The organism is Prevotella sp. P5-64 (assembly GCF_002251285.1).
In the GTDB taxonomy this organism is placed as follows: domain Bacteria; phylum Bacteroidota; class Bacteroidia; order Bacteroidales; family Bacteroidaceae; genus Prevotella.
Window position 1 is genome coordinate 24,189 of record NZ_NPJK01000056.1, and the last position, 25,597, is coordinate 49,785.

The 25,597-nt window shown below is 54.0% G+C and carries 17 protein-coding genes; 10 read left to right on the forward strand and 7 right to left on the reverse strand.

Translation table 11 applies throughout. The features are described from left to right. Positions 1 to 47: 47 nt before the first annotated feature. The 7 genes from serB (at position 48) to CIK87_RS10130 (ending at position 5,527) form a co-directional block, all read left to right on the forward strand. The gene (serB, locus tag CIK87_RS10100; protein ID WP_022309639.1) at positions 48 to 1,292 is read left to right on the forward strand and encodes a phosphoserine phosphatase SerB; all 1,245 of its coding nucleotides are present in this window, start codon (positions 48 to 50) and stop codon (positions 1,290 to 1,292) included. A 221-nt stretch (positions 1,293 to 1,513) separates the two neighbouring features. Further along, positions 1,514 to 1,981 carry a nucleoside deaminase gene (locus CIK87_RS10105; protein ID WP_022309638.1) on the forward strand — a complete coding sequence of 156 codons (468 nt, stop codon included), beginning with the start codon at positions 1,514 to 1,516 and terminating at the stop codon, positions 1,979 to 1,981. Between the two features lie 187 nt (positions 1,982 to 2,168). Beyond that, positions 2,169 to 3,032, forward strand: coding sequence for an Rpn family recombination-promoting nuclease/putative transposase (locus CIK87_RS10110; protein WP_094387062.1), 864 nt, complete (start codon positions 2,169 to 2,171; stop codon positions 3,030 to 3,032). Between the two features lie 4 nt (positions 3,033 to 3,036). Beyond that, complete coding sequence (locus CIK87_RS10115) at positions 3,037 to 3,240, forward strand: hypothetical protein (RefSeq protein ID WP_094387063.1); 204 nt, start codon at positions 3,037 to 3,039, stop codon at positions 3,238 to 3,240. A 295-nt stretch (positions 3,241 to 3,535) separates the two neighbouring features. Then, positions 3,536 to 4,309, forward strand: coding sequence for a hypothetical protein (locus tag CIK87_RS10120; RefSeq protein WP_022309634.1), 774 nt, complete (start codon positions 3,536 to 3,538; stop codon positions 4,307 to 4,309). Positions 4,310 to 4,404: 95 nt separating this feature from the next. Further along, entirely contained in the window at positions 4,405 to 5,148 is a 744-nt protein-coding gene (locus tag CIK87_RS10125; protein ID WP_371327117.1) for a class I SAM-dependent methyltransferase, read from the forward strand. 13 nt (positions 5,149 to 5,161) lie between these two features. Next, a complete protein-coding gene (locus CIK87_RS10130; RefSeq protein ID WP_022309632.1) occupies positions 5,162 to 5,527 on the forward strand; it encodes a DUF4359 domain-containing protein in 366 nt (121 codons plus the stop codon). Between the two features lie 28 nt (positions 5,528 to 5,555). Here CIK87_RS10130 and CIK87_RS10135 read toward each other — a convergent pair whose 3' ends face one another. Further along, entirely contained in the window at positions 5,556 to 6,551 is a 996-nt protein-coding gene (locus CIK87_RS10135; protein WP_094387066.1) for a YqiA/YcfP family alpha/beta fold hydrolase, read from the reverse strand. Between the two features lie 90 nt (positions 6,552 to 6,641). Between CIK87_RS10135 and CIK87_RS10140 the strand changes: the two genes are divergently transcribed. Beyond that, entirely contained in the window at positions 6,642 to 9,767 is a 3,126-nt protein-coding gene (locus CIK87_RS10140) for a glycoside hydrolase family 2 TIM barrel-domain containing protein (protein ID WP_094387067.1), read from the forward strand. Between the two features lie 880 nt (positions 9,768 to 10,647). Here the strand turns inward: CIK87_RS10140 and CIK87_RS10145 are convergent. Further along, positions 10,648 to 12,918: a family 20 glycosylhydrolase gene (locus CIK87_RS10145; RefSeq protein ID WP_094387068.1), complete on the reverse strand. Its 2,271-nt coding sequence runs from the start codon at positions 12,916 to 12,918 to the stop codon at positions 10,648 to 10,650. A gap of 351 nt (positions 12,919 to 13,269) precedes the next feature. Between CIK87_RS10145 and CIK87_RS10150 the strand changes: the two genes are divergently transcribed. Both CIK87_RS10150 and CIK87_RS10155 read left to right on the forward strand, forming a co-directional pair. Then, positions 13,270 to 15,249 carry a DUF3857 domain-containing protein gene (locus tag CIK87_RS10150; protein WP_158216238.1) on the forward strand — a complete coding sequence of 660 codons (1,980 nt, stop codon included), beginning with the start codon at positions 13,270 to 13,272 and terminating at the stop codon, positions 15,247 to 15,249. Beyond that, entirely contained in the window at positions 15,246 to 17,114 is a 1,869-nt protein-coding gene (locus CIK87_RS10155) for a transglutaminase family protein (RefSeq protein WP_094387070.1), read from the forward strand. The genes CIK87_RS10150 and CIK87_RS10155 overlap by 4 nt, the downstream gene beginning before the upstream one ends. A 161-nt stretch (positions 17,115 to 17,275) precedes the next feature. Here the strand turns inward: CIK87_RS10155 and CIK87_RS10160 are convergent, their stop codons facing one another. The 5 genes from CIK87_RS10160 to CIK87_RS10180 are packed head-to-tail and all read right to left on the reverse strand — an operon-like array spanning position 17,276 to position 25,319. After that, the gene (locus tag CIK87_RS10160) at positions 17,276 to 18,295 is read right to left on the reverse strand and encodes a BT_3987 domain-containing protein (protein WP_094387071.1); all 1,020 of its coding nucleotides are present in this window, start codon (positions 18,293 to 18,295) and stop codon (positions 17,276 to 17,278) included. 19 nt (positions 18,296 to 18,314) lie between these two features. Further along, positions 18,315 to 19,553: a BT_3987 domain-containing protein gene (locus CIK87_RS10165; protein WP_094387072.1), complete on the reverse strand. Its 1,239-nt coding sequence runs from the start codon at positions 19,551 to 19,553 to the stop codon at positions 18,315 to 18,317. Between the two features lie 32 nt (positions 19,554 to 19,585). Next, positions 19,586 to 20,560 (reverse strand): glycoside hydrolase family 18, encoded by a 975-nt coding sequence (locus CIK87_RS10170; RefSeq protein ID WP_254046105.1) that lies wholly within the window; start codon positions 20,558 to 20,560, stop codon positions 19,586 to 19,588. Between the two features lie 32 nt (positions 20,561 to 20,592). Further along, on the reverse strand, positions 20,593 to 22,212 hold the full coding sequence (locus CIK87_RS10175) for a RagB/SusD family nutrient uptake outer membrane protein (protein WP_094387073.1): 1,620 nt from the start codon (positions 22,210 to 22,212) through the stop codon (positions 20,593 to 20,595). A gap of 17 nt (positions 22,213 to 22,229) precedes the next feature. Next, complete coding sequence (locus tag CIK87_RS10180; protein WP_158215126.1) at positions 22,230 to 25,319, reverse strand: SusC/RagA family TonB-linked outer membrane protein; 3,090 nt, start codon at positions 25,317 to 25,319, stop codon at positions 22,230 to 22,232. Positions 25,320 to 25,597 lie beyond the last annotated feature (278 nt).

The following is a 25,597-nucleotide window of genomic DNA, read 5'->3' on the forward strand; positions in this document are numbered from 1 at the left end:
CAGGAAAACAAGTACTTTTGCAACCTGTGCATCAAGATACACAAAGAATGGAACAAGACAACAAGAAATTTGAACAGATACTGGTAAACATTACCGGTCAAGACCGCCCGGGACTCACCGCGATGGTCACAGAGATACTGGCACGCCACAAGGCCCAGATACTCGACATCGGTCAGGCAGACATCCACGCCACTCTCTCACTTGGCATCCTCATCCGTATAGACGAGCGCCAGTCGGGACAGGTGATGAAGGAACTGCTCTTCAAGGCTACCGAACTGCAGGTGCAAATAGCCTTCACCCCCATAGGCGACGACGAGTACGAGGCATGGGTCAACAAGCAGGGCAAGAACCGCTACATCCTCACCCTGATAGGCAAGACGCTCACCGCAGAGCAGATTGCCTCAGCCACCAAAATCATCGCGCAGCAGGGGCTCAACATCGACTCGATACTGCGCCTCACTGGACGCCAGAGCATCAAGAAGACCAACCGCAACGTGAGGGCCTGCATCGAGTTCTCGCTGCGTGGCACGCCCCGAGACCAAAAGGAAATGCAGGGAGACCTCATGCACATGTCGGCAGACATGGGTATAGACTTCTCATTCCAAAAGGACAACATGTACAGACGCATGCGCCGACTGATATGCTTTGATATGGACTCGACGCTGATACAGACCGAGTGCATAGACGAGCTGGCCGACCGCGCCGGAGTGGGCGACAAGGTGCGCGCCATCACCGAGAGCGCCATGAGGGGCGAGATAGACTTCAAGGAGAGCTTCACCCGACGCGTGGCACTGCTCAAGGGCCTCGACGCAAGCGTGATGCAGGAAATAGCCGAGAAGATGCCTATCACCGAGGGCGCCGACCGTCTCATGTCGGTACTCAAGAGATGTGGATACAAGATAGCCATCCTCAGCGGTGGTTTCACATACTTCGGCGAATACCTCCAGCGCAGATACGGAATTGACTATGTCTACGCCAACGAGCTGGAGATAGACGATAACAACAAGCTCACCGGACGCTATGTGGGAGAGATAGTAGACGGTACACGCAAGGCCGAACTGCTGAAGCTCATCGCACAAGTGGAGAAGGTAAACCTGGCGCAGACCATCGCCGTGGGCGACGGTGCCAACGACCTGCCCATGCTCAGCGAAGCCGGTCTGGGTATAGCCTTCCATGCCAAGCCACGCGTGGTGGCAAGCGCTGAGCAGAGCATCAATACGATTGGACTCGACGGAGTGCTCTACTTCCTCGGGTTCAAGGACAGTTATCTCGAAGACCAGGGCCGTTTCTGACCCCGCAACCATACACGACACTCCCGACCGCAATGTCCACACCAGGGCATTGCGGTTTTGTTTTGTCCGAAGCGGGTGTATGACGGCTGCGGTTATGGTCTCTGCCGTGGAGTCTGGTAATGCGCGCAGCGGGACTATGATGGATATTTAACACACATTATTTGGGGAATTCAAAAAAAATGAATAAGTTTGTGCAGAAAACAATAATAACAAGAACGATTATGACGAAAGAAGAACTGATGAGACGCGCCATCGCCCTGAGCGAAGAGAGCGTGCGCAAAGGCGGCGGCCCCTTCGGCGCCGTGATAGCCCGCGACGGCGTGGTGGTGGCCGAGGCTTCCAACCGTGTGACCCTCGACAACGACCCTACCGCCCATGCCGAGGTCAGTGCCATCCGCGCCGCCTCGCTGCGTCTCGGTACCTTTGACCTCAGTGGTTGCGACATCTACACCTCATGCGAGCCTTGCCCCATGTGTCTCGGTGCCATCTATTGGGCACATCTGGACCACATCTACTATGCCAACGACCGCAAGGACGCTGCCGCAATAGGTTTCGACGACGACTTCATCTATCAGGAGATAGCCCTCGCTCCGGCAGACCGCCACAAACCCATGCGCATCCTGCTGCCCGATGAGGCCAAGAAAGCCTTTGAGGCATGGAGAGAGAGCGACAGCAAGACTGAGTATTGACCCCTACAAGCCAATATCCGCCACTGGCAGAGGATATTGGCTTTTTTGGTTGCAGAGGAGTTGTCCCGCCGCCACGCGAACTATCGTTTATTTGTTATGGATGACGAAAAAAACTGACAAAACAGTTACGTTTCTGATTTTATTTCTTAACTTTGCAGATATAGTCATTGTTTCTCAATATATTGTTATGACAGAAAGATACATCAACCCGCATACTGATTTCGGTTTCAAACGCCTTTTCGGCTCCGAGTTCAACAAGGAGTTGCTGATAAGTTTCCTCAACGCATTGTTTCGTGGCGAACAGGATGTTAAGGATGTGACTTACCTCAACTCTGAGCAGTTGGGCGACCGTGCTGATGCCCGGCGCGCCATCTTTGATGTCTATTGCGAGAACCAGAAGGGCGAGAAGTTTATCGTCGAGATGCAGAATGTGTATCAGGAGCTCTTCAAAGACCGCACCATCTATTACTCCACCTTCCCTATCCGTGAGCAGGCTCAGCGTGGAGGTAACTGGGACTTCCATCTCAGTTCGGTTTATACCATCGGTTTGCTGAATTTCAATTTCGCAGAAGGTCTGGAGGAAGCGCAGCATTGGCATCATGAGGTTAAACTTATGGAGGTCAACACCAAGAAGGTGTTCTATGACAAGCTCACTTATATATATGTAGAGATTCCTAAGTTTGACAAGACCGAAGACCAGCTCGTCACGATGTACGACAAGTGGATGTTTGTGCTCAAGAACCTCTCTGTGCTCATGGAGCGCCCCGCTGCCCTTCAGGAGCGTGTGTTCACAAGGCTGTTTGAACAGGCTGAAGTTTCCAAGTTCAATGCGCAGGACAGGATGCTGTACGAGGATAGTGTGAATGCCTATCGCGACATCATCAACGCCATCAACACTGCCAAGAAGGATAGTTTTGCAGAAGGACGCGCAGAGGGCATTGAGTTCAAGACGGTCGAGATAGCCCGCAAGATGCTGCAGCGAGGCATGGCTGTCGAAGAGGTAGCTGAGCTGATGGATATGACGGTTCAGGAGATAAAGAAGATATTGTAGACAGATGTATACCGATTGCGACATCATCAACGCCATCAACACTGCCAAGAAGGATGGCTATGCTGAAGGCTATGCCAAGGGCTTGGCTGAAGGCATTAAGCGCAGGAAGGTCGAGATAGCCCGCAAGATGCTGCGCCGCGGCATAGAGGCTGAAGAGGTGGCTGAGGTGGTGGACATGACGATTCAGGAAATAAAGGAGAAGATGTAACCGGATGTTTCCGGGAGCCTTGTCATTATCGAGGCGACGCTGGCGACATCGGTTATCATACTATAAAGCAGGCTGGATTCCACTCGCGGGGTCCAGCCTTTTCTGTGGATAATCTTCAGAATCATTGTAGCAAAAGTGGCCGCTGAGCAGGGTTTATAGGGCTTACGCGTAGTAAACGGTAACAAAATCACGGCTGTTTCTCATTTTTTTATCATAAACTGCGGTGGGTAAAGAGATTTTTATTATATTTGCAATCATCAACATTATATTAACATAAACTAAAACTAAATTAACTATGAGAAAAGTTATGCTACTGTTGGCTATGGCGATGATGAGCTTCAGCCAACTCTCAGCCCAGGAAAGTGCAGTAGATGACCATGGAATCTTCAACCATCTCAGTGTGGGCGTCGGTGTCGGCCTTACCGGTATCAGCATCGAGGCTGCAGCCCCCATCACTCCCTACGTGACCGTACGCGGTGGTGTAAACATCTTCCCGCAGATTAAGGTCAAGACCGACCTCGACCTCGACGGTGAAATCCCAGCAAGTTATAATGGCCCCCGCTCTTTCGAGGTGGAAGGCAAGTCGTCGCTCACCACCGGCCATCTGCTCTTCGATGTCTACCCATTCAAGACGAGTGCATTCCACGTTACCGCAGGTGCCTACCTGGGTTCCGACAAGATAATTACCCTAAAGAATACCAAGGACGGCGTGCTGATGGATATCAACAGACTCAACGCCTCTCTCCCCGACGGCCAGAAGATTGGTCTTGACCTGGGCGACTACCTGCTTACCCCCGATGAGCGTGGTAACGTAGACGCTACACTCAAGGTTGCCGCCTTCCGTCCTTATCTGGGCGTAGGCTTCGGCCGTGCAGTTCCCGCCAAGCATCGCTTCGCCTTCAACTTCGACATGGGTGTGCAGTTTTGGGGTACCCCCGAGGTTTATCTGCGCGACCACAAGCTGACCAAGGCCGACACCAACAGCGATACCGGCGAAGTGCTGAAGTATCTGAGTAAGGCTACAGTTTATCCCGTGCTCAACTTCCGCATCGTAGGTCGTATTCTCTAATCGCATCCATAAAGATAGAATTTTTCATGACAAGGCATATCGGCGGCAGAGTGCATCGCAGCCGGTATGCCGATTTTTATACCATCCTGATGACCATCGATACCCAAACCCTCGACCCCAAGCGCGACCCTATGGGCGCAGCCATTCTCGACTATCTCACCACGGGCCGTGCCAAGACGCTCACCGTGATGTCGTCGATGTTTGACGACGACGAGATGCCGGTAGACTATCTCTTCCGCACTACCGACAGCATGCCGCCGTTGGAACTAAAGGCGCTGGAGATGACCAGCGGCACCACGCTCGATGTGGGCGCCGGAGCCGGATGCCACGCCCTGGCGCTGCAGCAGCGCGGTGTGAGCGTCAAGGCTATCGACGTGTCGCCCCTGAGTTGTGAGGCCATGCGCCGGCGCGGCATCGCCGATGTGGAGTGCATCAACCTCTTCGACCCACGCCTCGGCGGAGGTTTCGACACCATACTCATGCTGATGAACGGTACGGGCATAGCCGGCAAGATGAGCGGACTGGGCGGGCTGTTGCGTCGCGTGGCGAGTCTGCTTGCCCCGGGCGGGCAGATACTTATCGACTCGAGCGACCTGAGTTATGTCTATCAGGATGAAGATGGTGGTATGGACATCGACCTGTCCGGCAAATACTATGGAGAGGTCGACTATCAGATGCGGTATGACCGTGTCGAGGGCCTACCGTTCGACTGGCTCTATGTCGACTATCCGCTGCTCAGCGCCGCAGCCCGTGAGGCGGGGCTCGACTGTCGGCTCGTGGCCGAAGGCGACCACTACGACTATCTGGCTCAGCTCAGTCTGGAGAGAACCAACCCTTAAACATATCAAGATTATGATGAAAAAGATATTTGCCCTGGTCATCACCCTATTTGTCATCTTGCTGATGGCGCTTACCTGTCCCGACAAGAAAGCCCATACCGAGGCCATCCGTTCTGCGGTCTCGGGCTATGTGAACGAGACCCTTTCCCAACGTCATGACGACAATATCGTGATGGGCTTTTTAGGTTCGCTCTTCGTGAGCAAAGTGGCAGAAGTCTATCTGGACAATTCGCTGGAGGTAAGCAACTATCTGCTGTTCAGCGTAGGCCGCATTACCTTCGACGGAACCACCCGCGTGGTCTCGGTGGGTGCCTTCAACCATGTCTTCACCAGCGACAAGGACGATATACGCCAAGCGCTGCAGAAGACTGATGAATGACACGGACTCCCAATTCGCCCCTACCCCGCTACTGGCCACCCAGCAGTTCGAAATAACCGATGATTTCTTCCCAGGTCTTGAACTTGTCGCTGCCCCAACGGATGACGGTACCCATAAAGTCGTCCACATCGCGGTCGCTTATCAGGTAGTCGGCACAGATGAGCTGCGGGTCGTTGGTATAGATTACCCTGTTCCACGCCGGAGCCGAGAGCGCGTCTTCTATCCATGCTCCCATCTCGGTTATCTGTTCGGGGTGGTCGGTGGGAGCCGGCGCCACTATCCTTACATCGTATTTCTCGATGAGCATCTCAAACGCCTTGTGCATGCTTGATGTCGCGTTGAGATAGCTGTCTCTCATGGTCGAACTGTCTATCAGCACCACGGGACGCGTGCGGCCCTCCTGCCGGTCGTCTATCCACCTTATCACCGGTATCAGATACCTGTGCACCACCTTTTCTATCAGTCGGTGCTCGCCGTGGAAGCGGATAGCCTGAGGATAATGGCTGTGGAAGAGGTCGAAGGTATGCACCACCGGGTCCTTGTCGCCAAAGAGACCATAGACACGCCGTTGCTCGTCGGCATCGACTGCCGCAAAGCAGCGGGTGGTAATGTCGGCATACTCCTTGACCAGAGCCTTGGTCACCACCACCTCCTGCACGCCGTCCCGACGTGGATTCTGAAACACCTGTTTGCCCATCATGTTGCTCTTCTGCATGGTCTGCCCCATCTCCAGTGCGGGGTTGACCAGTATGCGGTCATAGCCGTGCAGCATCTCGGCATACATGCCGCCCATCGAGGTACCGATGATGAGGTCGGGGTTCTCCCGGCGAGCCATTTCCTGCAACATCGTCACCGCCTCGACCGGGTCCAGCGGAATGTCGTCCGCCACCACCGTCGCATTGGGTAACAGTGTCTGCAGGATTGATACCGTTCCGCTCTGTGCTGATGACATAAAACCATGAATATACATGATTTTCTTCCCGTCCATGAGGTCGGGGTACTGTTTAATATAGGGATTTTGCATTTTTAAGCCATTTATGTGCAAAGTTACCATTGTTTTTGCTTATCTTTGCCATGTCTACCTATGCATTATCATTAAATTAACAATAATTACATGAGAAATTCATTCCTTTTATTGGCACTTGCAGCAACACTTTCAGTGTCGGCGGCCGATGTGACGCCCACTTTCACTGAATGGCAAGACTTGCAGGTAAACGCGGTAAACCGTTTCCCATTGCACACCCAGTTCTTCGCGTATGAGAACCGTGACCTGGCGCTCAAGGGCGCCAAGACCGAGTCGTCCAATTTCCTCTCGCTCGACGGCAAGTGGAAGTTCAAGTTTGTAGAGAACGCCGACCAGCGTCCTACCGACTTCTACAAGACCGACCTCGACGACAGCACATGGGGCGAAATCAACGTTCCCGGCATGTGGGAGCTCCAGGGATATGGCGACCCTGCCTATATCAACGTGGGATATGTCTGGCGCGGTCATTTCAAGAACAACCCGCCCTATACCCCCAACGAGCGCAACCACGTGGGTTCATACCGCCGCATCATCACTATCCCCGCCAACTGGGACGGCAAGCAGGTGATAGCCCACTTCGGCTCTGTCACTTCCAACATGTACCTCTATGTCAACGGACGCTTCGTGGGCTACAGCGAGGACTCCAAGGTGGCTGCCGAGTTCGACATTACCCCTTACATCCATAAGGGTGACAACCTCATTTCATTCCAGACATTCCGCTGGTGTGACGGTTCTTACTCCGAAGACCAGGACTTCTGGCGCCTCAGCGGTGTGGCCCGCGAGAGCTACCTTTACGCCCGCGACGCCGGAGTGCATATCGACGACCTCAGAATTACCCCCGACCTCATCAATGACTACAAGGACGGTACCCTCGAGGTGAAGGTCGACGTGACCGGACGCCCTGTCATCGACTTCGAGCTGCTCAACGCCAACGGCATCACCGTGGCCAAGAGCACTGCCGACTTCAAGCGCCACGCCTACGGCACCATCCGCTTCTCGCTGCGCAATGTCAAGAAGTGGACTGCCGAGACTCCTTACCTTTTCACCCTCGTGGCCACAGTCAAGAACGGCGACAAGGTGACAGAGGTCCTCACCCAGAAGGTGGGCTTCCGCAAGATAGAAATCAAGAACTCGCAGATGCTGGTCAATGGCCAGCCCATTCTCCTCAAGGGCGCCAACCGTCACGAGATTGACCCCGACGGCGGCTACGTGGTAAGCGTGGAGCGCATGTTGCAGGACATCAAGATTATGAAGCAGCTCAACATCAATGCTGTCCGCACCTGTCACTATCCTTCTGACCCCCGCTTCTACGACCTCTGCGACGAGTACGGTATCTATGTCCTCGCCGAGGCCAATCAGGAGAGCCACGGTCTTGGCTACGAAGAGACCGCTTTCTCTCGTAAGCCCGAGTACGCCAAACAGATAATGGAGCGCAATGAGCATAACGTACACATGTATTTCAACCATCCCAGCGTCATTATCTGGTCACTCGGCAACGAGACGGCAGAGAGTGTGAACTTCGAGAATGCCTATAAATGGGTCAAGGAGTTCGACCCCAGCCGTCCCATACATTGGGAGCGCGGCCGCTGGAACTCCGACTCCGACTTCTACTGCCCCATGTACCTCGGCCTGAAGGAGAGTGAGGAGTACTGCAAGCGCACCGACGAGAAGGCCAAGAAGCCTTTCTTCCAGTGCGAGTATGCCCACGCTATGGGCAACAGCCAGGGCAACTTCAAGGAGTACTGGGACATCATCCGCAAGTACCCCAAGTACCAGGGTGGTTTCATCTGGGACTTCGTAGACCAGGCTCTCCGCAAGAAAGACGCCAACGGTGTGGAAATCTTTGCCTATGCCGGCGACTACAACGACTGGGACAGCAATGATGACAAGAACTTCAACAACAATGGCTTCATCAGCCCCGACCGCAAACTCAATCCTCATGCCTACGAGGTTGGTTACCAGTATCAGAACGTATGGGCAAAGGCCATCGACGCCAAGGCTGGCAAGATAGAGGTTTACAATGAGAACTTCTTCCGCAACATCGACAACTACAAGCTGTGCTGGACTCTCCTCGCCGATGGCAAGGCCGTACAGCAGGGCGAGATAGCCAACCTCGATGTGGCTCCCCAGCAGAAGGTGGTTTACACTCTGCCCTACAAGCTCGACGGTATCGACGCCAATGCCGAGGTGATGCTCAACATCGACTTCAAGACCAAGACTGCCGAACCTCTCATCGCCAAGGGACAGACCATGGCTTACGCCCAGATAGCCATCGCCGAGAAGGACGCCAAGCCCGAGCTCAACGCCGACGGACTCATCGGCACAGCCAAGGGCAAGGTCAAGGTAGCCAACAAGAAGGGTGCTCCTCTGCGCGTTCAGGGCAGCAACTTCGTGGTAGAGTTCGACCCCGCCACCAGCTACATCAACTGCTACGAGGTCGATGGCGTGTCTATGCTCGGCGAGGGCGGTATGCTGAAGCCCAACTTCTGGCGTGCAGTGACTGACAACGATATGGGTGCCAACCTGCAGCGTCGCTACGTGGTTTGGCGCAACCCCGTCATCAACCTCAAGTCTACCGAGGTCGAGAAGGGCAAGAACTCAGCTTCGGTTAAGGTCGTTTATGATATGCCCGAGGTCAAGGGAACACTTACTCTGTCTTACCTCATTGGTGCCGACGGACAGATACGCGTTACTCAGGACTTCAAGGCCACTCCCGGTGCAGAGGTGGGCAACCTCATGCGCTTCGGTATGAAGCTCGACATGCCGTACCAGATGGACCAGAGCCACTTCTATGGCCTCGGCCCCAACGAGAACTATATCGACCGCTGCTCTTCTCAGCGTCTTGGCATCTATACTCAGACCGCCGACGAGCAATTCTATCCCTACATACGTCCGCAGGAGACCGGTACAAAGACCGGCATACGCTGGTGGAACCAGACTACCACTGAGGGCAAGGGTCTGAAGATTGTGGCCGACGCTCCCTTCTCTGCCTCTGCACTCCACTTCAACATCTCCGACCTCGACGAGGGCGACAAGAAGAAGCAGCGCCACGCTGCCCAGTTGCCCAAGTCCAAGTATACCGAGCTGTGCATCGACAAGAAGCAAGCCGGAGTGGGTGGTGTAGACTCATGGTCACGCGCGGCTGAAGCCCAGCCCGAGTATCGCCTCAAGTATGGCGACTACAGCGTAACCTTCTGGCTCGTTCCCGTGAAGTAAACTGCCCCCAATATCCTTCAAGCCCGCCATCATCGCAACCCAAGCGAAGATGACGGGCTTTTTGCATCTAATTGCGACGGCGCAGCGCAAGCAGCCCGCAAGCAGCGGCAACTCTGTAGGAGTTGCGTTTCCCCAGCCCAGGGTTGAGGTGCGCAGCGCCTCTACCCTGGGTATATATATAATAAGGTGTAGCAACTCTATAGGAGTTGCGATTAGCGAAGCGTTAACCACAGCAAGAAGGGCGAGCATATCAATTGAGGTAACGCCTACGGCTAATCGCAACACTTACAGCGTTGCCACATTAGTGGGGCAGCTACCCAGGGTAGCGTGCTTCGCCCGCAACCCTGGGCTATGAAATCGCAACTCCTACAGAGTTGCTGCAGGGTGCTTTCCGGCTGTCAACCAATTACACCGCCGCATCGACCACGCACACCGCCGCACCAACCACGCACGCCGCCATGCCAACCAAACACATCGCCGCGCCAACCACGCACACCGCCACGCTAACCACAGTTGGTGGCTCGTATCAATAGGTACGAGGCCGCGCGTCATTTGTTACGAGCCCGCGTATCATAAGGCACGAGGTCACGTATCTTATGATACGAGCCGACGATGACAATCACGGTGCTTCCAAACACATGGTTTACAATGGCTATAGGACGCCTCCGCACGAAGGGGATGGAGCGCGGGGAAATCGGGAGGCTGGCAAAACGGGAACGTAGGGCGCTGCCCACGATACGGGGGACCACCACGCCACATGCCTCCCTCACCACAAGGCATCAAAAAAATATCCGCAATGCCTGGGGTGATGGCATTGCGGACAATGGAGTCGGTAGTAACGGGCGTCACGTGGCGCCTGTACTATATAATAAGGTAAGCCTTAGTGGCAGAAACGCACCTGGACATCGTTGCCCTTGTCGTCCATGACGCGCAGACGCAGCTGACCACCGTTGTGGTCGAAGTAGCGGGCATAGATAGGGTGGAGACCGCGGCGCATGGCGTGCTGGCCGATGATTTCGCGCGGGCTGTGCTCGCCATCATTGTCTGCTACCATCGTATCGTCTATCTTCAGATAGCTGCCGTCGTCAGAGAGCAGGACGAAGGTATAGATGCCGTCGGCGGGGATGTCGATATATCCGTTGAAGATAAGTCCGATATTGCCCTTTGCCTCGGCGGGTATCTGGATGCCGGTGGTAACATAGGTGCCGTTGAGCGCAGCCTGGTCTATGCCGGCACAGTCGCGTCCGTCGTAGTCGTGCCATGCCACCTGCAGTCCTTCCTTCAGACTGTCGGCAGTCACAGCCGGTGCCAGGTCTTCCTTGACATAGCTGCACTTCACCATATCACCCTTGCGGTTGTCGGGGCCGAAGGTGCGGAAGGTGAAATGCGTGGTCTCGGTGATGGTCATCGGTCCGGCATAGAGCTGTGCGTTGACGCCGGGTATGCTACCGTCGGTGGTGTAGCGTATGGTGGCCGAGGGGTCGGCACACTTGACATCGACCACGCCCTTGTCGGTGAAGACATTGACATTATAGAAGCCAGTGAGGTCGGGTATGCGATAGGTGACACCCATCTTCTGCAGACGGGGCAGATGGGCGACGAGGCGGCTGGTGAAGTTGTCGATATTCATGGTCTGGGGCTTGCTCCATCCCAGCTCGGCGGTGGCTATCACACGTGGGAACGCCTGATACCACACGCGGTTCATCGTGGGCACCCATTCGGTCCAGAGGTTGGCCTGCACACCCAGCACCAGCTGCTGCTCCTTGGCGTCGAGTCCCTTGACGGGGTCAAAGCGGTAGATGGCGGGGATGGAGTTGCGGTCTTCCTGATAGTCGATGTAGAACTCGGAGTTGGGCGAGCATATCAGCGCATTGCCATGCGAGGTGGTCTGCTTGGGCGAGTCGGCAGCCCATGAGCGCCACCACATCACGGCCGAGTTGGCGGTAAGTCCGCCGGCGATAATCTCGTCCCAGCCTATCATGGTCTTGCCGTGGGCGGTGAAGAAGTCCTCCATATAGTGGTTGAACCATGCCTGCAGCTGTGGCTCGGTCGTGAGGTGATGGTCCTTCATACGCTTCTGGCAGTCGGGGCAGGTCTTCCAGTTTTTCATGTCGACCTCGTCGCCGCCGATGTGTACGTAGCGCGATGGAAAGAGGTCGAAGACCTCGCTCCACACGTTCTTGCAGAACTCGAGCATGGTGTCCTTGCCCGGGCACATAGGCGTGGTGAAGAGCTTGCCCCATCCCGTCTGCTTGAAGCACGACAGTCCGTCGTAGTTGTCGATGGCCATCAGGCTGTGGCCGGGCATATCTATCTCGGGGATAATCTCGATGCCACGCACCTGGGCATAAGCCACGATGTCGCGCACCTGCTGCTGGGTGTAGAAGCCACCATAGAGGGTGCGTCCCTTATCATCGCGGCGCGTACGGGCAACAGGAACCTGCAGGTCGGGTGCATCTTCCTCGGCGGCACGCTTCATGCACACGGTATCCTGGTTGTTGTAGATGCGCCATGCACCACGCTCGGTGAGGAGTGGATAGCGCTTAATCTCGATGCGCCATCCCTGGTCGTCGGTGAGGTGCCAGTGCATCTTGTCTATCTTGTAGAGCGCCAGCACGTCAAGCAGCTTGTAGACCTCGTCGACGGTAAAGAAGTGGCGGGAGCAGTCGAGCTCCATGCCACGCCACTCGAAGCGTGGCGCGTCGGGGGTGGTCACACAGGGCACCGTCCACGTGCGTGCCACCACCTGCTGTGACTCGATGTCGTCGGGCAGCAGCTGGCGCAGGGTGGCTATGGCGTTGATGACGCCACGGTAGGTGTCGCCCTCGATGGTCACTCCCTTGCCGGTGACGCTGAGGCGATAGGCACCGGCATTGCCCTCATTGGCAAGGGTAAGGCGGATGTCGCCCTTGCCATTTTTGACGGCAAAGCGATAGCCCGTGGCGCGGCTGAGCATCTGGCTGAGATACTCGGCGGCAGGCCGCAGCTGTGCATTGTCGCAACCGATGGTTGCACTCTTCTTGATGGTCCACGCTCCTGTGCCCACCGTCATCTGGTCGGGTACGGGAATGATGGCGGGCTGCTGTGCCATAGCCGTAGCGCCGGCAAACAACAGGCAGCAGACCAATGCTTTCTTTATACTTATCTTCATATCTTTAGGTTTTATGCTACAAAGTTAGCACAAACGGCGTGAAGAACAAAAGGAAATCAGTCCTTTTTCTTCCGGGATGCACAGATGGACTGCCACAGCCCTGCCCTCACCGACAGAATGTCAACAAAAATCGAGCAAAAACGTAAGAAATATCGCCATGGGCTTGGTCGGTACGACGGTTTGCACTATCTTTGCATAAGATAGGCTGCACCTCGGCCATTAAGCGAGCTTATGGCGTTCGGTTTGCACTATCTTTGCATAAGATAGGCTGCACCTCAGCCATCAAGCAAGCTTATGGCGTTCGGTTTGCACTATCTTTGCAAAATATCATCTAACGCAAATCATTCTACTATGACCAGAAAACCTGTAATCATCATGCTCACAGCCGCCCTGTTGATGTCGGTGGCTGCCTGGGGCCAGAGCCTGCCCAAGTTCAAATTCGGCGAACCCACCATGGAAGAACTGAAGATGACCACCTACGACAAAGACTCATCGGCGGCAGCCGTGGTGCTGCTCAACCTGCGCGATGTGGGCTTTCGCCTCGACGGCGGCGACATCACCGAAGTCACCACCAACCGCTTCCGCATCAAGATACTCAAGGACGCCGGCAAGGACTATGCCAACGTAGACCACGTGCTCTACAACAGCCAGGGCGCCAAGGGCCATGAGAAGATTTTCGGCATCAAGGCAGTCGCCGTAAACCTCGAGAACGGCAAGGTGGTCAAGACCAAGATGAAGAGCGACATGATATTCACAGAGAAGCTCGACGAATACCACGACCGCGTCAAGTTTACCATCCCCCAGGCCAAGGTAGGGTCGGTCATCGAGTACGAATACAACGTGAGCAGCGACCTCTACTACCAGATGGACGACTGGAACGCCCAACAACCCATACCCGTGGTACACGCAAGATATACATCCATCATTCCCGAGTGGCTGCTGTTCAGGTATGAACTGCGCGGACCTGGTCTGCTGCAACCCATCCTGGGCGATGGGCTCGTAGCGCGCAGTGACGTGATACAGACCACCAGCAAGAACTATGTCTATGTGGGCAACAACATGCCTGCCGTCAAAGGCGACGACTACGTGTGGTGCAAGAGAGACTACATGGCCCGCATCACCGCCGAGCTCACAGCCACCAACTTCCCCTATGTGGGCTACAAGGACTTCGGAGAGACCTGGGAGCGCATAGACGAGATGCTGCGCAAGGCCGACTGGTTTGGCAGCAAGTTTGGAAGCAAAAGCCCTTACTGTGACGAAATCAAGGAGAAGGGCATAGACAAGATAGCCGATACAGAGCAACGTGCTGCAGCGGTGCTGCGACTGCTCTTCAGCCACCTCAAGTGGAACGAGACGTTCGAGTTGAGCCCACAGTCGATGGCGAAGACCGCCAAGGCGGGCACAGGCTCCAACGCCGACATCAACCTGATAATGGTCAACATGCTGCGCGACGCCGGCATCGAGGCGGTGCCCGTGGTGATGCGCCTACGCAACACCGGCACGCTGCCCGTGACCTACCCCAGCATGGACAAACTCAACACCTTTGTGGTGGGAATACCCATGGGCGAAGGCAAGATGATGTATGCCGACGCCTCGTCGGAGAAAGGCTTCCTCAACGCGTTCACTCCCTCTCTGTATGTCAACAAGGCGCGCATCCTGAGCAAGCAAGAGGGCGAGAAGTGGGTAGACCTGCAGCTCATAGGCAAAGACACCGAAAGCAATGTAGTGACGGCAGCGATAGACGTCAACGGCGAACTCAAGGGCAAGGTCAAGGCCGTACACCGAGGTACGGGTGCCTATATGTTCCGCTCCCACTATGCGCAAGCCAAGGACGAGAAGGAATATGTGACCGACAAGGAGGAAGACTTCAACATCAGTATAGCCGACTACAAGACCACCGACGCCAAGGAGTTTGGCGACGAGGCGAGCGAGGACTACACCTTTACCCGCAAGGGTGAAGCCACAGACGACCACATCTACATCTCGCCCATCATCTACCCCATGGTCAAGAGCAACCCGTTCACCGACGCCACCCGCCAGATGCCCATAGAGTTTCCCTTCATCCATACCGAGCGCACCCTCTACACCATCACCATCCCCGAGGGTTGGGAGGTAGAGGAACTGCCCAAGAGCGTGAACATCGCTACCCAGGGGCGCGAGATGACGGCACGCATCGTCTGCGGTGTAGCCAACAATGTCATCAAGTGTAACACCATCTTCAAAATCAACAAGGTATTCTTTGCCAACAACCGCTACGACGAGGTGAAGACATTCTTCGCCAACATCGTGGAGCGTAGCAAAGACCTCATAGTACTAAAGAAGAAGCCATGAGAATAATCACGCTTATCGCCGCAGTCACGGCATGGGCTGCCGCGGCATGGGCAGAACCCACAGCACAGATACGCAAGCAGACAGTGCACATCGACGTAATCTCGCAGAGCGAATACCGCATGACCGAGCACACCGAGGTGGTGATATACAAGGAGACCATGAGCCAGCTGGCCAACTTCTACACCACGCTCGACAAGTCGGAGAAGATTGAACGTTTCGCCTGCGTGGTCGAAGGGGTAAACAGCAAGTTCAACAAGAAATACAAAGCCGGCGACCTGAAGTATTCGGAATACTCGGGAGACATGGTCACCGACCTGAAGAGCGTGGAACTGAGCATAGACCTACCTCTCTACCCCATCGTGGTGACCACCGACGTGACCTACCACCGCACGGACAACACCATAAGCTATCCGCCCTTCTTGCCCATACCCGCCTATGACACCGAGGTCAAGGAGGCTACCTGCATGGTAGACTTCCCGGCATCGATGAATCTGCGCTATGTGGCTATGGACACCGACATGAAGCCCGTGGAGAGCACCACGCCCAAGGGGAAGAAACGCTGGACTTTCACGCTCGCCAACCAGGGCGAGATAGTCTATGAGGAGTTCAGCAAACCGCTGCTGCAGCAGATTCCCAAAGTGCTCTTCGTGCCAGAGAGACTTGATTATTACGGCACACAGGGCAGCATGAAGTCGTGGGAAGAGTTTGGACTGTGGATCAACAGCCTCTGCCAGGGCATGGACGTGCTGCCCGACGATGCCCGGGCCAAGGTACACGAACTCACCGACACCTGTGCCACCGACTGGGACAAGGTGAGGGTGCTCTACAACCTGCTGCGCCGCCACACCCGCTATGTGAGCATCCAGCTGGGTATCGGCGGCTACCGCCCGCTGGCTGCCGAGTTTGTGTGGCGCAAAGGTTTCGGCGACTGCAAGGCACTGACCAATCTGATGAAGGCCATGCTGGCAGAAGCGGGCGTGGCTTCGACCTATACGCTCATCAGCACCAAGTATGACAGGCTCATCGACCTGCCCAACTTCCAGCAGCTCAACCACGTCATCCTCAAGGTGCCCACCTCCAAAGGGGTGATATGGATGGAGTGTACCAACCCAGAGATACCTCTGGGCTATACCCACGACGACATAGCGGGACACGAGGCGGTAGAGATAAGCGACAAGGGCGGACACAGAGTCATCCTGCCCGACTATGCCGATACACTCAATCTGCGCACTACCAAGGTGAAGACCGTTTTCCGCCCCGACGGCACCGGCAGCATAAACATCATCGACAGCTATAGCTGTCATCGCTACACCAGGCTCTATGGCTGGCTCAAGAAGAGCGAGAAAGACCGCATCAATGCGGCTGCAAGGGCTTACAGTCTGCCCTTTGGCAACATAAAGCGGGCTGTGGCGAGGATGGGCTACCGCAAGGGCGAGGGCGGGCGTGGCCTACTGCCTCTCATCTCAGCCTCGGTCGAAGCCGACCAGGTGCAGATAGCCACCAGCACGCGTGCCCGCCTCTTTGCCTCCATCAACCCGCTGCACGGCAACTTCGTCCCGAGCCACATAGCGCGCGACCGCAAGCACGAGATCTACATAGATCAAGGCTTCAAGAACGTGGAGATTATCGAGATGACGCTGCCCGAGGGATGTATGTTAGAAGCCACGCCCAAGCCGGTAAGCATAACCAACGAGATAGGCTCCTTCACATCGACCGTAAGCGTAGAGGGGCACACCGTCAAGCAGACCAACACCCTCATCCTGCGACGCGGCACCTATCCCGCCGCCAAGGCGCAGCTGCTGGACGACCTCGACAGCGCCGCCGACACAGTCTACAAAGGCAAAGTGATACTCAAGCGCCCATAGAGGGCTACTGATTGGGTGGTAGAAACAGTTGCAGCAGCAACAATCAGAACAATCAGAGAGACATTGATAAAAGGGGTGCATGGTCTTCATATCGGCCAGGCACCCCTTAATATTGAACCCCAAACGGTCATTAGCCCGTTAGGTGTATTCTTGCTAATCTATCAGTTGGCTACATATACGCCTAATTCGGCAAGACTTGATACTGAAGAAGAGCCACTCTCAATAGAGAGGCGTATGTAGCGTGCTGACACACCACCATAGAACGAACAGTACTGGTAACCTCCGTTCTTGGGCATTTCGCTCTCTGTGACGGTACCAGCCTCATCCCAGTTGACACCATCTTTGCTCAACTCAATCTTGACAGCAGAGAAATAGTACTCATCATACCACCATCCGCCATACCAGGACTTGTAGTAGCGTGAGAATCGGAAACCGCTGACAGACTTATTGCCGCCCATATCCACGATGACTACCTTGGTCTTGCCATCATTGCCGTCGGCACGGAGACCAGCGCCATTGGTCAGGTCACCATCAAAGAGTTCGCTGGCGGTAATATCTACACCGCTGTCATACTTAACATTCCAACCAGTATAATCAGTAAGGAGAGTTCCTACAACGTCATCTTTAGAAGAAATATCCTTGACGAGTTTGGTCTCTGTGTTCACGATGAGATAACCTACGCCACGCTCCTCGCTGCCCTTAAGTTCTCCCTCGGCAGAACCTATCTTGACAGCCATCATATAGGCCTTCTCGGTGAGCGAAGCCAGAGCACTCTCATTGAGAGTTACCTTCACGGTATCGCTTGCATCCGTCTTTCCTGCTTCTACCGTGACGTTCTGGTTCTCGAATGTAACGGCAGACTCGGGAAGAGCAACATAAGAAGTGTTATGCTCGGCATTGTAGGCTTCAACCAGGCTGGGATCTGAGACTACATATACCTTGCAATTCTGGCTTGGGGCACGCTGCACTTTTACAGGGAATTCGCCCTTGAGCGAACCGAAGTCACCTACCGGAGTATGAGCAACCGTACCTGTAAAGGTATTGTTGGCGTTAGCCTTGAAGTAAACGAGGTTGTTGGGATTGCCCACCACGTCATATACGGTGTCGCTCGAGCATGATGCCATCGTGATGCCGGCTACTGCCAAGACACCGAGGGCTGCTGATTTGATTATATTTTTCATTGTTACTATCCTCCTTTGATTACTCAGAACACTTGTTGTTTTCGTCTATGCCCCAAGAGATACCCTGATAAGCATCGGTTGTAGCTGAGAGATTACCGCTCTCGTTCTTGTCGCGCACGGTATTCTTCCAGTCCATGTCATAACCGTGGTTAGAAACGTCCTTGATGACATAGCCCTCTGTCTGGTTCATCTTCCAGTAAGCCACGAGACCATCAGAGTTGGGGTCTACGCCACAGAGAGTGGTAGCGATGGTGCTGGGAGAGAGGGCCTTGTTCCACAGACGAATCTCAGCCAGACGACCGCTGAAGTACTGGCTGGCATAGTAGTTACCCCAAGACATACCCAGCTCGAAACGCTGGAAGGGAGTAGACTTGCCTGATACAGACGCATTGGCATCGGGTGAGGGGTTGTCATCTACATACATATTGAAGTCGGAGCCGTTGTAGGTACAGGTCACGAGATACCAGCGACGGGCAGCAAAGTGAGTGGTAGAGAACATACCGCCACCGGGATAAATCCACTGGAGGATGTCGCCACCAGCAGAACCAGACTCACCAAAGCGGAACATATTGGCCATTTCCTCATTGGCACCCTCGATAGCCAGCACACGCTGGATGTTACCGGCATATCCGAAGCCGTTGGCATAGAACTTGAACTGGATGGTGTAGTTGCCCAGGTCTACCTTCTTGCTCTCATCAAAGATGAAGTTGGATGAAGCGGTAGAGGTGTATGACATATGGTGGAAGTTGAGCACACGTGAGATGCGGATGAAGAGAGTGCGCGAAGCCTCAACGACATCCAGATTGCCACCAGATACGGCCTTGATGGTAACAGGAATCATGTAGCTGCGTCCCTCGACAAATGACTCGGTGCTTACCACCTTGACAGCAGTGGCTGTAGATACAGCGCTACCAGCCTTGATGGTTACCTCGCTGTTCTCGAGTTCTACACAGTCCAATGGTATGCCATAGTAAGAGCTACCATTCTTAAGGTTGTACTGCGATACCAATGCAGTATCGATGGCGAGTGAAACCTTAACATCACTTTCTACCTTGCTGGTTGCCTGGATAGAGATAGGATACGAAGAAGGGGTATCCTCAACCACAAATTTCTGAACGGGAGTAACCTCGGTACCTACTACCAGAAGTCCGTTCTTGCCATAATCGAAGTCGTCGCCCTCAGCATTACAGCCGGTCAGTACTGTACCGCCTGCCATGAGCAGCAGGGCTGCCGACATTAAACTATACTGGATATTCATTATTGTTTCTGTTTATTGTAGTGTTGATACATTTATTTATTCAACGCGGGATTCATAATCTGAATGGCCTCACGCAGAGCCTGATAGGGCTGTCCATTCTTAGACTGGTTGTAGTTGAAACGGGTAGAGTAGCTACCTACGCCGCCCTTATGACCCTTTGCGGGCTCCCAGCGGGCATAGTTCCAGATCATGCCTCCGTCGGGTTTCTGATGAAACGCCTCGATGTAGAGGTGCTTCTCCTCGGGCCAGCCAGCGGGAGCGCCCATGCCGGTAGCACCCTGGCCGCTATATGCCTGCTTGATGAGGTAGTCGCAATAGGGTTCGCAGTTGTCACCGGGGGACCTACCGAAATAGTCTATCATGAACAGCTTCTCTGCCCACTTGCCTTCGGGACCGAAATACTTGTTGCACTCATCGGCAACGATGTACATAGAGTTGCTGTCCCATCCCTCGTAGTCGAAGTCTACGCCATCGAGACCACATTTTACCACGGTATCGACAGCCCATCGGGCATAGGCACGCAGAGCTTCCTCGCTACGGTCTTCACGCAGGTCTACGATGGTGTTCTGGTCTACATTCATATTCTCGTCACGATACCACACGGCGTGGTTCCAGTTAGAGGCATCGGCATGGAACACAAAGCGTGTACCCAGTTTCTCCTGGCAGTAGCGCATATCAGCGTAAGCCACAGGATGGGTCTCTGGGGTAGGAATACCTATCCAGAGGTTGCAGATATCGAGCGAGTCGGGCAGTCCGACGAGACGCTCGCCCCAAGAGGCGGGGTCCTTGCTACCTTCCACACCCTCGAGAGGTGCCCAGTTCTGATAGTAAACATAGCAGATCTCGTGGTCGCTCTTCTTGTACGCACGGAGATTCTTGTAATATTGCTCGTCATAGGTCTTCAAACCCTGAACGGTATTGGCCTCGGTGTCGGTATCACAGCTTGTGAGACCCCCAAACACCATAGAGGCTACTACGGCAGCGCTGAAAAATATTCTGAATTTCATATTGGTTCTATCTTTAATATACATTATTAATATTAATGTGACTTCTTGTCCCACCAGAGAGTGGTGCCACCGTTGTCGCCGGTACCATTGTTAGACTCGCCGTTGAGTACGCTTACTGCTGAGTTGACAGCAGCGCTGTTGGTGGTGTACTCTGACTGTGGATAAGGCAGTCGGCGTATCTGTACGCTGGTGCTTATCTTGCCATTGCTGTCATTGCGTACCACGGGGAACAGCTTGGGATAACCTGTACGACGGAATTCAGACCATCCTTCAGGGCCATCGGGATACATAGCTATCCACTTCTGGGTGATGATGCGCTCGAGGTTCTTCTCAAAGCCAGCGCTCTCGTCCCAAGCGATGGTGATAGAACTGGGAGAAGCGGCATCGTTGCCGTCGCCGGTCTTGTCTTCATAGGCAGCGGGAGTCAGTTCGTCGTTGGCGAGATAGTTGTCAGCGCCAGAGACGCCAGCCTCCTGGAAAGAGATTTTCACACCAGCCTCATAGAAGTGCTGGGCTGTACCACCCATGTTCCAGCCACGCAGAGCGCCCTCGGCACGGAGGAAGTAGCTCTCGGCAGCTGTCATCCACACGATAGGAGTTGTGGTCTTGTCGATATTGAGCTTGGAAATCTTGGCTCCGGCATAGGCACTGACCTTAGAGCTGATGTTGCCCGTACCACAGCGCACACCATGATAGCCACCGTCGTCGGCAGCAGTCTTGAAGTAGGCGGTACGACGGGGGTCGTTGTAACCATTCATGTAAGAGTCCATGGCTGCACTCATACGGATTTCACCGGCATTGAAGGTCTCCTGCATATCATAGTTGGGATGATAGTAGTTGAGCTTGCTGTGGAGCAGTTCGGCGTGTTCGTCTACAGCCTCGATGACGCCGATGACATTGTTGATGGATTTTTCAGCCTCGGTTCTGGCGAGGGCTGCATCGGCATAAGCCACACGGATAGCAAGACGCAGACGCAGAGTGTTGGCAAACTTGACCCAGTTCTTGACACTGCCGTCATAGACATTGTCGTAGTCCTGCATCAGAGTAGCACCGGCGCTGGCCAGAGGAGTGAGCACGTCGATGGCATCGTCGAGCTCGGCAAAGAACTTCTTGTACACTTCCTGCTGGCTGTCGAAGGCAGTTCCCAGCGAACCGCTACCATAATTGATATAAGGTATAGGGCCATAGGTGTCGGTGACACGGTGCATAGCCTCAACCTTGATGATGTCTGCCAGAGCCTTGATTTCGGGCTGGTTGCCCTTCTCGGCTGCCTTTACCAGACTCTGCCATGCGGGCATGACGCGAGAGAATGGCTTGGTAAACATCTGCTCATACCATGTCATCTTGTAAGTACCGTTGTGAGAGCCGCTGGCCCAGGTACCGGTCGGACCGATATAGCCTGAATAGAGGTCATGAGAGAGACCCTGACAGACCTGATAGTCAGAAGACTCGTTGCCGGCACCGTCCTTGTAGAGCACCACATTGTTCTGCATCTGGGTGAAGAAGGCACCTGTGCTCAGGTTGTCTTTCTCCATATCTTTGTCGTGAGCCTCATTGGGATTGGTATTGATATCCTCAAACGAGTTGGTACATGCTGTAGCCAAGCTCATGGTAAAGGCTCCTATCAATGTATATTTGATGATTGATTTCATAGTGTATTATCTCCTTGTTAGAATTTAACTTTAACAGAGAAACCTAAGTTGCGGAGGCTTGGCTGCATGAAGTAGTCTACGCCCTGATAGTAGGTTCCTGTGTTGGATGTAAGTTCAGGATCAAATGGAGCCTTGTTGTAGAGCATCCACAGGTTGTGGGCTACAAATGAGAGGTTGAGACCCTTGATCCAGTTGACATACTTGGTGATTGGCACATCATAGCCGAGGCTCAGTTCCTGCAGACGCAGGTTGGTAGCACTGTAGGTGTACATGGCATCGATGGTCTTGGTGGGGTTACCCACTACCTGATAGTAAGCCTGAGCGGGGATGGGCTTGCCATTGACGATGGCACCACCGTTGTTGCGGGCATCCTGAGAAGCCTTGGAAGCGCCATAGTAGTCGAGGATGGCCTGTGTCTCAGAGACTACCACGCCACCATTGCGGTAAGTGAAGAGGAAGCTGAGGTTGAGACCCTTCCAGCTGAAGCTATTGCCCCAAGAGAGGTTGTAATTAGGTGTGGCCTTGCCGGCATAAGCATAATACTGGTTGCCGTTGGGGCTGGCCTCTACGGTCTTGGTGTCAGAGTCGACATAGATGGCTCCGTGCTCGTCGGTCTTGAGTGTGCGTACCCAGATGTCGCTCATAGAGCCACCTACCTGCAGACGGTTCTGATAACCTGAAGTGCTGGCGGGATACATCACGTCGAGGTCGTAGAGCTGGCCGTCGATGGGGTTCTTCCATCCGTGGAGCATCTCCTTGATTTCGTTGCGGTTGAGAGTCCAGGTCATATAGGTCTCCCAGTCTACGGGGCCGAGTGGCTGGCTGAAGCGGGCAGAGAGTTCGATACCCTTGTTGTCTACGCGGCCACCGTTGGTCCAGATGCTGGTATAACCGGTAGATGAAGACATAGGCACGTTGAAGAACTGGTCATAGGTAGCCGACTTATAGAGAGTGGCGTTGACCTTCAACTTGTTCTGGAAGAGGACAAAGTCGAGACCCAACTCCCAAGACTTGGTGCGCTCGGGCTTGAGGTCATCATAGAAGACGGTAGTGGTCTCAGGGCGACCGGTAGTGGGGTTGATGGTGTAACCGCCGCGCTTGAGATAAGGATTGTTAGGCTCATTACCTACCTCAGCATAAGAGAGGCGGGTCTTGAAGTAGTTGAGCCACTTGTTGCTCTTGATGACAGGGAAGATGTCGGTCCAGATGCCAGAGATACCGGCAGACCAGTAGAAGAAATTGTCTTCGAGCTTGGATGACCAGTCATTGCGGGCGGTGAGGTCTACATAAGCCATACCCTTGTAGCCTACCTGGGCAGTAGCGAATACGCTCTCCAGACGGGTACGGTAGCCGTCATCCTGATATTTCTTGAAGGTGGCATCGCTGGTCTTCACGTTTTCAAAGGTGAAGATATTGGGGGTACCCAGCAGATGGCCCTCAAAACCGAAAGGCTTGTAGTCGTTCTGGGTATAATTGGTACCCAGCACACCAGACACATTCCATGTCTCATTGCAGAAATACTTGTTGGCCTTGAGGAATGCCTCGGCGTAGAGTGTGGTATAGTCTTCGGTCAGATTCTTGTATGCGCCATACTTAGAGGCATACAACTGGTTGGTAGAAGCGAAGAACTTGTACTCGGAGCGGTTGTGGCTGTTGTCGTACTTCACACGACCGGTCACGTCGAGCCAGCTGTTGATCTTGTAGTTGAGAGAGAGCGAGATCTGATTGCGGGTCTTGTGGTTGATATAGCGCTCGCGCTCAGTCTGCCAGTAGGGGTTCTCCATACTCATATCGTTGGCGTAGGGCCAGTACTGTACTGGGAAGTTGCGGTTGGTATCATAGCGCTCATAGTAGCCGAGCTTGCTGAAGTCGTCGCCTGCGGGGAAGAGGTAGACGGCAACCAGCGGGTTGTGATACTGTCCCTGTGACAGCATGTTCTGCTCCTTGGCGGTAGAGAGCATATAGCTGAAGTCGATGGTCAGCTTGTCGTTCAATGCAGTTGTGGTGTTGCGGAAAGCTACATTGTAACGGTCCAGGTCATTGCTGTGGATGATGCCCTGGGCATTGGTCGAACCCAAAGAGAGATAGGTCTGGTTGTGGTCAGAACCTACAGAGAGGCTTACATTATTAGAGATGTTGGTACCGGTCTGGAAGAAATCTTTAGGGCTATAGCTTGAAGGAGTGGCGAGCTTGCTACCCCAGCTGAAGTAGGAGTTGGCCTCGGTAGGACCATACTGGTTCTGGAACTCGTGCATCACAAAGGGCTCAGAAAACTGGAAGCTGCCGCTGTAGGTAACGTCCATATGACCCTTCTTACCCTTCTTGGTGGTAACGAGGATGACACCGTTGGCGGCGTTGGCACCATAGAGGGCGGCAGCCGAAGGACCGGTGAGCACGTTGATGCTCTCGATGTCATCGGGGTTCATGGTAGACACGGCATCACCTGTCTGGCCGGCACCCTCGAAGATTCCCTCGGGCTGGCTACCCTTGAGGTCATTCATGGGTATACCGTCGATGACATAGAGTACGCCGTTGTTGCCGGTGAGTGACTTGGCACCACGCATAACGACACGGGTAGAACCGCCGACGCCGGCAGAACCTGTAGTAAACTGGACACCCGCTACTTTACCATTGAGAGAGTTGACAAAGTTGGCATCCTTGACTTTTGTTACAGCATCTCCGCCAAGCTGCTGTACGTTGTACGAAAGTGATTTGGCTTCTTTCTTGATACCCAGAGCTGTTACCACAACTTCATTCAGCACCTCGGTATCGGGCTTCATGGTTACTTTGATGCCTTCACCGGCATTGACTTCTACGGTGGAGTAACCCAGATAGGTAATGACAAGTTTACTACCTGCTGGAGCCTTCAATGAGAAGTTACCATCTACGTCGGTTGGCACTGCGGTCTTGGTTCCCTTCAAGGTAACGGTTGCTCCGATGATGGGCTCGCCGTTCTCGTCGAGTACCTGTCCGCTAACCTGCTTTACATTAGCCTGCTGTACAGAGTAGGAGCTGCCTGTGGCTTCCGTAGAAGCGGCACTGACACTCAGAGCACCCATGCACAAGGCTGCAGAAAAGCACAATCTTAACAATTGCTTTTCATTCATAGCGTTGAACATTATTATTTTAAGTTAGACATATAAGAATAGACGTTTAGTGCTAATTCTTCAATTTTTTATAATGAGGTTTTATTGCGTTGGGCTGGTCCTGGACGCGTCCGAGTTTAGCATACGTTGGTTTTATGGCCGCAAATTTAACAAAAAATATAATTCCCGTGCAAATTTTCTTGAACTTTTTTTCGCTTTTAACGCAAAATTGTGTGGTCGGAATCGCTGTGTGCGTACACAGCACACAATTCCACCAAGGTCGTGATGAATTTCAGACG